Annotated in this window: 9 protein-coding genes; 7 read left to right on the forward strand and 2 right to left on the reverse strand. The window is 59.0% G+C overall.

What is annotated here, in order from left to right:
* The first annotated feature begins 48 nt into the window (after window positions 1-48).
* Genes AC2FID_RS04270 through AC2FID_RS04280 form a run of 3 tightly spaced genes read left to right on the forward strand, consistent with a single transcriptional unit; the run spans window position 49 to window position 3,632 of the window.
* On the forward strand, window positions 49-1,257 hold the full coding sequence (locus tag AC2FID_RS04270) for an MFS transporter (protein ID WP_496835525.1): 1,209 nt from the start codon (window positions 49-51) through the stop codon (window positions 1,255-1,257).
* 57 nt (window positions 1,258-1,314) lie between these two features.
* Window positions 1,315-2,979 (forward strand): tetratricopeptide repeat protein, encoded by a 1,665-nt coding sequence (locus AC2FID_RS04275; RefSeq protein WP_496835527.1) that lies wholly within the window; start codon window positions 1,315-1,317, stop codon window positions 2,977-2,979.
* A complete protein-coding gene (locus AC2FID_RS04280; RefSeq protein ID WP_496835529.1) occupies window positions 2,976-3,632 on the forward strand; it encodes an SH3 domain-containing protein in 657 nt (218 codons plus the stop codon). The genes AC2FID_RS04275 and AC2FID_RS04280 overlap by 4 nt, the downstream gene beginning before the upstream one ends.
* Here AC2FID_RS04280 and mfd read toward each other — a convergent pair.
* Together mfd and AC2FID_RS04290 are read right to left on the reverse strand one after the other, a co-directional pair.
* On the reverse strand, window positions 3,629-7,087 hold the full coding sequence (gene mfd, locus AC2FID_RS04285) for a transcription-repair coupling factor (protein WP_496835531.1): 3,459 nt from the start codon (window positions 7,085-7,087) through the stop codon (window positions 3,629-3,631). The two genes, AC2FID_RS04280 and mfd, sit on opposite strands and share 4 nt — an antisense overlap.
* A gap of 19 nt (window positions 7,088-7,106) precedes the next feature.
* Window positions 7,107-7,634 carry a hypothetical protein gene (locus AC2FID_RS04290; protein ID WP_058278078.1) on the reverse strand — a complete coding sequence of 176 codons (528 nt, stop codon included), beginning with the start codon at window positions 7,632-7,634 and terminating at the stop codon, window positions 7,107-7,109.
* Window positions 7,635-7,753: 119 nt separating this feature from the next.
* On the opposite strand from AC2FID_RS04290, the gene hemB reads away from it, so the two are divergent.
* From hemB to AC2FID_RS04310, 4 genes are all read left to right on the forward strand, one after another.
* The gene (hemB, locus tag AC2FID_RS04295; protein ID WP_496835532.1) at window positions 7,754-8,752 is read left to right on the forward strand and encodes a porphobilinogen synthase; all 999 of its coding nucleotides are present in this window, start codon (window positions 7,754-7,756) and stop codon (window positions 8,750-8,752) included.
* 142 nt (window positions 8,753-8,894) lie between these two features.
* On the forward strand, window positions 8,895-9,467 hold the full coding sequence (locus AC2FID_RS04300; protein WP_058278080.1) for a lipid-binding SYLF domain-containing protein: 573 nt from the start codon (window positions 8,895-8,897) through the stop codon (window positions 9,465-9,467).
* A gap of 172 nt (window positions 9,468-9,639) precedes the next feature.
* Complete coding sequence (locus tag AC2FID_RS04305) at window positions 9,640-12,102, forward strand: penicillin acylase family protein (RefSeq protein WP_496835534.1); 2,463 nt, start codon at window positions 9,640-9,642, stop codon at window positions 12,100-12,102.
* A gap of 108 nt (window positions 12,103-12,210) precedes the next feature.
* Entirely contained in the window at window positions 12,211-12,606 is a 396-nt protein-coding gene (locus AC2FID_RS04310; RefSeq protein WP_058278082.1) for a nuclear transport factor 2 family protein, read from the forward strand.
* Window positions 12,607-12,609 lie beyond the last annotated feature (3 nt).

Consider the following 12,609-nt stretch of genomic DNA (forward strand, 5'->3'; position numbering starts at 1 on the left):
AGCGTCAACTGATTTGCCGTGATAGCGCGAACAGATCAGGAGGGCGTTATGGCCAATCGCATGTCACGGGGTGAGTTCGTAGCACTTGTCGCAATGATGTTTGCGACGATCGCGTTTTCGATCGACTCCATGTTGCCGGCGCTGCCAAATATCGGCGCGCAACTCAGCCCCGACGACGTCAACAAAGCCCAGTTGATCCTGACCTCGTTTGTGTTGGGCATGGGGATTGGCACATTTTTCACCGGTCCGCTGTCCGACGCCTTTGGCCGCAAGCCAGTGATCTATGTCGGATCGGCACTGTATATCATCGCAGCGGCGGCTGCCTGGGCCAGTTCATCACTCGAAATGCTATTGGTCGCCCGTATCTTCCAGGGGATCGGATGTGCGGCCCCGCGCGTGGTGGCCATGGCAATTATTCGCGACCTGTATTCGGGTCGCGAGATGGCGCGGATTGTATCGATTGCGATGATGATCTTCACCTTGGTCCCGGCGATTGCGCCAATGCTTGGTGCCGGCGTGATCGCACTGACCGGGTGGCGGGGTATCTTTGCTTCATTCATCCTGTTCTCACTGATCACCATCGTCTGGATGGGCCTGCGCCTTCCGGAACCCTTGTCGGTCGAGAACCGTCGCCCGCTGCGCCTGCCCCTTATACTGGACGCCGCACGCCAGATGTTCACACATCCAACTGTCCGACTGTCGATCTTGGTTCAGACACTGTGTCTGGGCATGTTGTTCACCATGTTGACGATGGTTCAACCGGTCTACGATGTCATCCACGACAGTGCCGACAGTTTTCCGTTCTGGTTCGGGTTCGTGGCGTTGATGGCGGGCTCAGCCAGCCTGTTAAACGCGGCACTCGTTATTAAATTGGGCATGCGCCGGATCGTGACATGGGCGTTAGGCGCGCAGGTCCTCTTTACCACAGCCGTCATCGCCCTGAATGCCGCAGACCTTTCGCCCACGCTGTCCTTCGCCGTTTTTGTAAGCTGGCAAACGGCGGTTTTCTTTATGGCAGGCATGACTATGGGCAACCTGAACGCCATCGCGATGGAGCCAATGGGTCATATCGCGGGCATGGCGGCCTCGGTGATCGGAGCGATCTCGACCGTGTTTGCTGCCGCGATTGCGGCGCCTATCGGGCAGATGTTCGACGGGTCTATCACCCCGCTGGCTGTTGGCATCCTGGCCATGAGCGCCGCGGGCTTCGGCCTGATGCTGCATATGGGGCGGATCGAAAACAGGCTTCCAGCCTGATCTGTGCAGGAACGGTGAATCAGGCTAACATCTGCTCAATATGAGTGGAGTTTTTCAGTGAGCGACTACTACGATCTTGGCGCATATTCCTGTCCGATAACGACGGCCTCAGCAGACGCACAGCTTTGGTTCGACCGAGGGCTGAATTGGACCTACGGCTATAACCACGACGAAGCGGTTGTGTGTTTTCAGCGCGCGCTTGAGTTTGACCCCGACTGCGCGATGGCCCACTGGGGCGTGGCCTATGCGGCAGGGCCAAACTACAACCTGCCATGGAACCTGTTGGATGACCGTGGGCAGCGAAAAGCGCTGGCGCTTGCCTTTGATGCCACGCAGAAAGCCATGGCTCTGGTCGATAGCTGCACATCGGTTGAACAGGCCCTGATCCACGCCCTGCCCGCGCGGTATCCTCAACGCGATCCCGTCGACGACATGCACACCTGGGACCATGACTTCGCCGATGCGATGCGCGTGGCCTTTGCAGAGCAGTCGGACTACCTTGATCTGCGCACTATTTATGTCGAGGCGTTGCTCAACCTGACTCCTTGGCAGATGTGGAACTTGAGAACCGGTGAGCCCGCTGAAGGCGCAGCCACGTTGGAGGCGCAAAAAACCCTGGAAGACGTAATAGCAGGCGACCCGGCAGCCATGTCGCACCCGGGCTTGCTGCACCTCTATGTTCATCTGATGGAGATGTCGCCGACACCAGAAAAGGCGCTGAAGGCTGGGGATGTCCTGCGCACACTGGTTCCAGATGCAGGGCACCTGGTGCACATGCCCACCCATATCGATGTCCTGTGCGGGCATTATCAGAACGTCGTCCATTGGAACGAAAAGGCGACCGAGGCCGATCTGAAGTATTATGAGCGCGAAGGTGCGTTCAACATCTACACAGGCTATCGCCAGCACGACTATCACTTTGCTATCTACGGCGCGCTGTTTCTGGGTCAGATGGAACCCGCCCTGCGTGCCAATCAGGGCATCTGGGACACCACCCCCGAAGAGATGCTGCGCACCGAAAGCCCGCCCATGGCGGATTTTTTCGAAAGCTACATGTCGATGGGGCCGCATATCCTGATCCGGTTTGGCCGATGGGAAGAAGCAAAGGCCCTGCCCTTGCCCAAGGATCAGGACCTCTACCGTACTGTCACCGCAACCACCCATTACGCACGTGCAATCGCCTATGCGGCCACAGGTCAGGTGGCCGAAGCAGAGGCCGAAGAGCAACTGTTCCTTGCCGCTAAGGATCGGGTTCCGGAAACCCGGCTGCTGCACAATAACCGCGTGATCGACTTGCTGGACATCGCCCGCGAAATGCTGCGCGGAGAGATTGAGTATCGCAAAAGCAACTATGACGCCGCATTCGCGCATCTTAGGCGCTCGGTCAAATTGGACGACACGCTGCCCTACGACGAGCCTTGGGGTTGGATGCAACCCGCGCGCCACGCGCTTGGTGCGTTGTTGTACGAACAGGGCCACGTGCCCGAGGCCGAAGCAGTGTATCGCGAAGATCTAGGGCTTGGCGGCACTCTGAGCCGCGCCTCAATCCACCCCGACAATGTCTGGAGTTTGAAGGGCCTGCATGATTGTCTGAAAGCACGCGGTGAGACAGTTGAGATCAAATTGATCAAACAACGTCTTGATCTGGCGCTTGCCCGCGCTGACCGGGCCGTCGGGGCCTCGTGTTTTTGCGCGCAGGCAGCAATGAAGGCCGCAGAATGACCCGTGCACTGCTATTGTCTTTGTTGATTTGCGGCCCAGCCCTGGCTGACCGCCAGTCTTTTCCGCCGGTCGATGAAGCAGACCGCGATCCTACCCTCGTGGCCTTTCGGGAGAGTTTGTTGGCGAGCGTGGCCGAACGGGATACCGAGACCGTGATCGCAGCCGCTTGCTCGGACATCTACCTCAGCCATGGCGGAAATGGCGGGCCCGGGGAATTTCTTGAGTACCTCGCCCCGGAAACCAGCGACTCTCAAGAAGATCAGATCCGCCAATCCTATTGGAGCGATCTGGAAACCACCCTGTCCCAACCGGGCTATTTCGACGACGAGGGCGAGTTTTGGGTGCCGCATCAATGGCAGATCACTTTGCCTGCCTCATTGGACCCTTACGTGGCCTACTTTGTGACCGGTGAGGACGTGACCCTTCGGCAAGCTGCCGAACCAGGCTCCCCAGCGCTGAGCCTCATCAGTTACGAGATCGTCATCGTCCCGAACTATCGCGACGGTGCCGACTATCAACCGGTGATGCTGACCGACGGCACGCGGGGATTCATGCACGGCGACTTTCTCTGGCCCATGACTGGCCACCGTGCCGCATTCGTAAAATCCGACGCGGGCGAATGGCAATTGTGCACTTTCGTCAGCGGAGACTAGGCTTTCGCCTTTTTCTTCTTCGCTGCCATGACCTTTTCCGCCAGATCGCGGGCGATGGCGAATGCGCCTTTGATCTTGTCGCTGTCCTTCTTCCAATCGCGTCTGACGACGATCTTGTTGTCCTTGACCTTGGCCAAACCGCGCTGGTTCTGAATGAACTCGACCAAACCCTCTGGCGAGGCGAACTTGTCGTTGTGGAACTGGATTGTCGCGCCTTTCGGCCCGCCATCCAGCTTGGCGATCCCTGCCCGCTTGCACATCGCTTTGATACGCACGACCAACATCAGGGTGTTCACCTCTTTCGGTAGCGTTCCGAACCGGTCAATCAGTTCTGCGGCAAAACCTTCCAGCTCGACCTTGGTCGAAAGCGATGACAGGCGACGATAAAGCCCCAGACGCACATCCAGATCGGGCACGTAATCTTCGGGGATCAGAACCGGCACGCCCAGGTTAATCTGTGGCGCCCATTGGTCGTCGGCTTCCGACAGGCCTTCCATCTCACCGGCTTTGATCTTGGCAATCGCCTCTTCCAGCATCGATTGATACAGCTCATAGCCGACATCGCGCATCTGGCCAGATTGTTCCTCGCCCAGCAAGTTGCCCGCACCACGAATGTCCAGATCCTGCGATGCCAGCGTGAACCCGGCCCCCAGAGTATCCAGCGAGCCCAGAACCCGCAGGCGCTTTTCGGCTGTCGCCGTCAGTTTCTGACGCGGCTTGGTGGTCAGGTACGCATAGGCACGGGTTTTAGACCGCCCTACCCGACCACGGATCTGATAGAGCTGCGCCAGCCCGAACATATCCGCCCGGTGCACGACCATCGTGTTCGCGGTGGGAATATCCAGCCCACTTTCGACAATCGTCGTTGCCAACAACACGTCGTATTTACCGTCGTAGAAGGCGTTCATGCGGTCGTCGAGTTCACCCGCCGCCATTTGCCCATGTGCCACCATATAAGTCAGCTCGGGCAGCTGTTCTTTCAAGAACTCTTCGATCTCTGGCAGGTCGGAGATACGGGGAACAACGTAAAAGCTCTGCCCGCCACGATAGTGTTCGCGCAGCAGCGCCTCGCGGACAGTGACCGCGTCGAATTCGCTAACATAGGTACGAATGGCCAGACGATCGATCGGCGGTGTGCCGATGATCGACAGATCGCGCACCCCTGTCAGTGACAGTTGCAGTGTCCGAGGGATCGGTGTGGCGGTCAGGGTCAGAACGTGAATGTCGCTGCGCAGCTGCTTAAGTCGTTCCTTGTGACCGACGCCAAAATGCTGCTCTTCGTCGATGATCAACAGGCCCAGATTGTTGAACCGGATACCCTTGGCCAGCAACGCATGGGTGCCGATCACGATGTCGACGGTCCCGCGCGCCATACCATCACGGGTCTGCTGTGCATCTTTCGCGGACACAAACCGCGACAGCTGCCGCACCTCCAACGGAAAGCCCCGGAACCGTTCCTTGAAGCTGGCTGCATGCTGACGGGCCAGCAAGGTGGTCGGTGCGATCACGGCCACCTGAACACCGGACATCGCGGCGACAAAGGCCGCGCGCATGGCAACCTCGGTTTTGCCAAAGCCCACGTCACCACAGATCAACCGATCCATCGGCGCGCCGGAATGCATGTCCTCCATCACCTCGGAAATCGCGCGCAACTGATCATCGGTTTCCTGATATGGAAAGCGCGCGCTGAACTCCTCCCACGCGTGGGGCGGCGGATCCATGACCGGAGCTTTGCGCAAAGCGCGTTCCGCGGCGATACGGATCAGCTTGTCCGCCATCTCGCGGATGCGTTCTTTCAGCTTGGCTTTCTTAGCCTGCCACGCACCTCCACCCAAGCGGTCCAGCAGACCTTCGTCATGGCCGTATTTCGACAGCAGCTCGATGTTCTCAACCGGCAGATACAGCTTGGACTGTTCGGCATATTCCAGCAGCAGGCATTCATGCGCAGCACCGGCCGCCGTGACCACTTCCATCCCTATGTATCGCCCGATCCCGTGGTCGACATGCACCACCAGATCGCCCGGGCTAAGCGATTGGGTTTCGGTCAGGAAGTTCTCGGCCTTGCGGCGCTTCTTGGGCTGACGGATGAGGCGGTCACCTAGCACGTCCTGCTCGGCGATCACGGTCAGACCGGGCGTTTCAAACCCGTGCTCAAGCGCCCAGACAGCCAGATGCAATCCGCGTTTGCCAATCCGGGTGCCATCGGTGACAGGGACGGCTTCGGCCAGGCCTTCATCCTCGATCAAGCCTGTTAGACGCTCTCGCGCCCCTTCAGAATACGACGCAATCAAGACGGGCCCCTTGGCCATCTTGTCGGTGATATGGCTTGCCAAAGCACCAAACAGGCTGATGTTTTCCTGCTGCCGCTCTGGTGCGAAATTGCGGCCAATCCGCCCGCCTGCATCGATCACACCGGGACCGCTGGCCTGAGGCAGCGGGCTGAACTGCATCACCCGCCGGTCCCCGACCGCCTGCTCCCACGCGGCATCGTCCAGATAGAGCAATCCGGGCGGTGTAGGCTTATACACCGTATCCATGCGCGAACGATTTTCCAGCGCCAGACGCCGCGTTTCATACTGATCGGCTATTGTATCCCAGCGGGCAAGCCGCGTGGGTGTCACCTGATCATCCACAGTGATCGTCGCATCCGGCAGATAATCAAAAAGGGTTTCCAGCTTTTCGTGGAAGAACGGCAGCCAGTGTTCGATGCCCTGATGCTTGCGGCCCGCGCTGATCGCCTCATACAGCGGATCATCGGTACCCGCCGCGCCAAATTCGATGCGATAGTTTTGGCGGAACCGCGTGATGGCGGCGTCATCCAGAATGACCTCGGAAACCGGAGCCAATTCGACAACATCCAGCTTTTCGGTCGTGCGTTGCGAAACCGGATCGAACCGGCGCGCGCCGTCCAGCACGTCTCCGAACAGATCCAGACGTACGGGACCGGATTCGCCCGGTGGGAAAATGTCGATGATACCGCCGCGAACGGCATAGTCGCCCGGCTCCATCACTGTCGGACTTTGCGTGAACCCCATGCGTACAAGGAAGTTCCGCAGCGCCGTTTCGTCGACGCGATGGTTCACGCGGGCGGTAAAAGCAGCCTCGCGCAGCACATCCCGCGCAGGCACGCGCTGGGTTGCCGCGTTCAGCGTGGTCAGCAGGACAAACCGATCCGGCATCTGATGCACCAGTGCCGCCAAAGTCGCCACACGCGCCGCTGCTATGTCGGCGTTGGGCGACACCCGGTCATATGGCAGACAATCCCACCCCGGAAACACAAAGACCGGCATATCGGGGGCGAAGAAAGCCAGTGCGGCCCGCATCGCCTCCATCCGTTTATCGTCACGCGCGACGTGGCAGACCGGCCCGCCAACGCGCGTGATCTCATTCAGAACAAGCTGTGCGTCAAACCCTTCGGGAGCGCCGCCAACCGTCACATGGTTCGGAGCTGTCATCGCCTTGCCTTTCTGATTTTCATCCCCCGAGAACGCCGATCGAGACGTTCTGGTACATACCCCAAAGTGACGTGATGACAATTGAGATCATGCCGATGATCTGGGTGTAAATCCTGCAGCGCACAAGGATCTTGGACACGCTTCCAAGCACCGGCTCGATGCCTTGCAACTTGCGCGCGGCGCGAATGTTGATCAGCATTACTAAACTCACCGGGAACAGCAACAAAAACACGGCCTGTGCAAATTCAACGCCATAATAGAAACCCAGCATCGCAAGCCCGGTAAAAAAGAAACAACTCAAGGCCAGTACAACGAGACCTGACATATCAACGATGTAAAGCAGCCTGTTGCCGTTGATCCGAACGATATCCAGCAGGTCCTGCTCGGACTGTCCGCCAACACGACGGGCACGCACAAGCAGATCGTAGGGAACCCCCATCGCCCAGTGACTGGCCGACGACCAGAGCACCGCCAACACAATCCAGTACCACAGATTCGAAAAGCTGCGCATGTCGATGAGTTCGAAAATCGAAGAGTGCAAATCCACGCATCAGCCCTTTGTTCATTGTCCTTGGGGCGTTCTTCGCGCAGGCGAGTCCAATGTTACCCTTGAGACCATCGGGAATTCATGCCACCCAATGCACGATTATTCAAGGAGAGCGCGACATGAAACCGACCATCGCACCCTGCCCCCTTACGCGATTTCGCCGGGCGCGCCAATCCAACGCCATTCGTGGGTTGGTGCGGGAAAACGCGCTGACGACAGACGATCTGATCTGGCCGGTTTTTGTGCGCGATGGCGAAGGCATTGAAGAACCCGTTCCTTCAATGCCCGGCGTTGTGCGGCGCTCGGTCGATCTGATTGCCAAAGCCGCAGTCGAGGCACAGGCTATGGACATCCCGGCGATCTGCATCTTTCCCTATACTGATCCCAGCCTGAAAACCGAAGATTGCGCCGAGGCGTGGAACCCAGACAATCTGTCCAACCGGGCCATTCGGGCGATCAAATCTGCGGCCCCCGATATCGCCGTGATGACCGACGTGGCGCTGGATCCATATAACATCAATGGCCATGACGGCTATGTCGTTGATGGCGAGATCGTGAATGATCAGACCGTCGAGGCGCTGGTCAAAATGACACTTGCGCAGGCTGAGGCCGGGGCCGACATCATTGGACCTTCAGACATGATGGATGGCCGCATCGGCGCAATGCGCCGCGCGCTTGAGGGCGCCGGGCACCACAACGTGATGATCCTCAGCTATGCCGCTAAATATGCCAGCGCATTCTACGGCCCCTTCCGCGATGCAGTGGGCGCGTCCGGTGCGCTGACCGGAGACAAGAAGACCTACCAGATGGACCCGGCCAATTCGAACGAGGCCCTGCGCCTGATCGAACGTGACCTGACAGAAGGCGCAGACATGGTGATGATCAAACCAGGCATGCCCTATCTGGATATCTGTCGCCGCGTGAAAGACACGTTTGGCGCGCCAACCTATGCCTATCAGGTGTCCGGTGAATACGCGATGATACAGGCAGCTGCGCAGAACGGCTGGATTGATGGTGAGAAGGTCATGCTGGAAAGCCTGCTGGCCTTCAAACGTGCGGGTTGCGACGGAATCCTGACCTACTTTGCACCGCAGGTTGCACGCATTCTTCAAGGCTAAAACCCCGGGCGGTCGCGATTTTTCGCCGATTGTGAACGCTGTTGAGCCAGCTTTCCCGTGACACACAGGCGCAATCGGCGTATTCTTGCACACAAGATCGGGAACACCCGACACTTCAGGCAGTTTATACAGAGAAAAAAACATGAGCAGTTCCAACTCTCCCCGACTAAACCGTCGTGGCTTTGCGCTTGGCATGGCCGGGCTCACACTGACCGCTGCATGCGGAAACGGTGTAGGCAATTCCAATGCGGCCCAAATCGACGCCCGTGTGAACGTGACGCTGAACGAAATGTTCAGCAAGTACCCCAACACCGTCGAGATCGCCGAAAAAGCCGACGGCATGCTGGTGATGCCGTTGATCACCGAGGCCGGTTTCATCTTTGGCGGTGCCTATGGCCAGGGCGCGCTGCGCATCAACGGCGCAACGGTAGACTATTACTCGGCCCTATCCGGCAGTGCTGGTCTGCAGATCGGCGCGCAACAATATGCGCATGTCCTGTTCTTTATGACGCAGGACGCCCTAGATGACTTCCGCCGTTCCAGCGGTTGGACCGCAGGTGCGGATATCGGCTACGTCGTCGATGCCACCGGCGACTCGCTCTCAACCGACACAACCCAATTGCGCAAACCGGTACTTGCCGCCGTTTTCGGACAGGCCGGTTTGAAATTCGGCGCGACCGTCGAAGGCACCAAGTACACGCGCATTATCCCCTGATACCGAATACCACCCCCCCTTTGCCACGGACCCCGCCACATGTTCAAAACCATGTGGCGGGGTTTTTCATCTCAACATGTTAACTCAACGTTCGCGCGGCGTTCCTCTTTCGGTTGCCCGGTCCTTCCAGTAGGGTTCAGCCAATAATTTCTTATGGTGATATGGGGCGTTCATGGGTCTTGTCTTTCGCTGGCTGGTTCGGATTGCTACGGGCCTGATCCTGTTGGCCGTTGCGGCTGTGGGTCTTGTCTACTTCCTGGCCAGCCAGTCCCTGCCGGATTATGACCAGACCGTCGAAGTCAGCGGGCTGCGTGCGCCGGTCGAGATCGTGCGTGACACCGCCAATGTTCCGCATATTTTAGCCGAAAGCGACCCGGACGTGTTCTTTGGCTTGGGCTATGCCCATGCGCAGGATCGCCTGTGGCAGATGACCGTGATGCGACGCACTGCACAGGGCCGTTTATCCGAAGTGTTTGGCAAGCGCACAGTCACCATCGACAAGCTCTTGCGCCGTTTTGACCTTTACAGTCTGGCCCACCGCTCGGTCGAGGTGCAGGACGATTACACCAAAGCTGCGCTGCGCGCTTATTCTGCAGGCGTCAATGCCCGGCTGGATGAGATCAATGAGAACGCATTGGGACGCGGCGCGCCCGAGATGTTTCTGTTCAACGCATCTGTATCGCCGTGGCAGCCCGGCGACAGCATTGCGATCATCAAACTGATGAGCCTGCAACTGTCTGGCCATTTGAAAGATGAGGTCCTGCGCGCCCGCACATCCCTGATGCTGAACGATCCTCAGCGGCTTGTCGATATCCTGCCAGACGTACCGGGCGCGGGTATCGCGGCGCTGCCGGAATATGCGTCTTTGTTCCCAGAACTGCCGCGCTATGCCGAAGGCACCCCGATGCCAGACTCGCCTCTGTCACCATTCCCTAAACGCGGCTTGGCCGGGGCGTCGAACGCGTGGTCGGCTGCGCCTTCGCGTTCCGCGATCGGGGGCACCCTGCTGGCCAACGACCCCCATCTGGGCCTGACCGCACCCGGCATTTGGTACCTGGCAAGGCTTGAGCTGGCCAAAGGCGGTGTCATCGGTGCGACCATTCCGGGCGTTCCAGCGATCATGACGGGCCGCAGTGACCGGCTAGGCTGGGGTCTGACGTCGTCTTACCTGGACGATCAGGATGTTCACATCGAACAGCTGAACCCTGAAAACTCAGAAGAATACCTGTCGCCCGAAGGTTATAAACAGTTCCGCTCGCGCCCCTCGATCATCGAGATCAAGGACGAAGCCCCCATCACCCTGACCCTGCGCTGGACCGAGAACGGACCCGTCTTGCCCGGCAGCCATTACGATCTGGAAACGATCACCCCGCCCGGGCACGTTGCCTCATTGGCCTGGACCGCACTTAGCCCGCGCGACACGTCGATGACGGCTTCGATGGCTTTAATGAATTCGGACAGTGTGCGGGAAGCCATCGATGTGGCCGAGCTGTTCATTGCGCCGTCGCAAAATCTGTCGCTGGTCGACAAGGACACGATCGGCATGAAGCTGATCGGCGCAATGCCTAACCGAGATCTTCGCAACCAAAGCCGCGGCCGTATCCCAACGCCCGGTTGGTTGGCCGAGAACCTGTGGCAAGGCCGCTTGCCTTATGCAAACAACCCCGAATTCGTGACTCCAGCAGGCGGGATTCTGGGCAATACAAACAACAAGATCATCGACCGCCCCTTTCCCAACCACGTCTCATACGAATGGGGTGACACCCAAAGGGTGCACCGTTGGGAACGCCTGATGCAATCGCGCGAGGTTCACACCCGCGACAGCTTTATCGAAGCGCAACTTGATACCGTCAGCTTTACCGCCCGTTCGCTTCTGCCGCTAATCGGCGCCGATCTTTGGTTTACCGGAGCCTCTGCGCCCGAGGGTACACCGGAACGCCAGCGTCAGGTCGCGCTGGCCCTGCTGGCCGAGTGGAACGGTGAGATGAACGAGCACCTGCCTGAACCGCTGATCTATGCCGCATGGTTGCGCGCGCTGCAGATCCGGCTGATCTCGGACGAGCTGGGGCCGCTGGCGGCCGAATACAAACATGTTGAGCCGCTGTTCATCGAACGGGTGTACCGCGATATCGACGGCGCGTCGGTCTGGTGCGACGTGCGCCAGAGCGCACCCGTGGAAACCTGCACCGACATGGCACGGCTGGCGCTGGACGATGCGCTGATCTGGATCAGCGAGAAATACGGTGGTTCGCTGGAATCCCTGCGCTGGGGAGACGCCCATCAGGCCACGCATGACCACCCGGTTCTGGGCACGGTTCCCGTTCTGCGGTTCTTCGTCAACATTCGCCAATCCACCAGCGGCGGCGACAACACCCTGCTGCGCGGGCGGACATCGGGCGAAGGGCCCAACCCTTTCCAAAACGTCCACGGTGCGGGATATCGCGGTGTCTATGATTTTGCCGATCCCAACAGCTCGGTCTTTATCACGGCAACGGGTCAGTCGGGGCATTTCCTGTCGCGCTACTACGACGATCAGGCCCAGCTTTGGCGGCGAGGTGAGTATATCCCCATGTCACTGGACATGGATCTGGCCCGCGCGGCAGCGGTCGGCGTAACCAACCTGACCCCGCGCTGATTTCACTGCTTCGGCAGGACCTTGCCCTTTTTGCAAGCTGCCGTGGACGCGCGCAGGTGTTTTCGCCTACGATCTGCAAGCCGACAATTCGGGACCTTGGGGGTACAGATGGCCAGTTTTCGGGATATGTTGAACAATCTCGCACGCGATTACGCAATCGCGTGGAGCTCGGGCGACCCAAATGCAGTTGCCAGCTTTTTTGCACCCGACGGGCAGATCACGATCAACCGGGGTGAACCAATTGTCGGCCGTGCCGCCGTCGCAGACATGGCGCGCGGATTCTACGCCGACTTCCCGGATCTGGAAGTGCGCTGCGACATGCTGCGTTGGGCCGGATCACACGCGATTTTTGTCTGGACGCTGGAAGGCCATCACTCAGAGACCGGCAACCACGTCGTCACGCGTGGTTGGGAAGAATGGGAATTGACCGCTGACAACAAGGTGCAAACGTCGCTGGGTTGGTTCGATGCTGACGACTATCAGCGCCAGATAGACGGGCAGTAGCGG

It is taken from the genome of Ruegeria sp. CDSC068, from assembly GCF_059610545.1.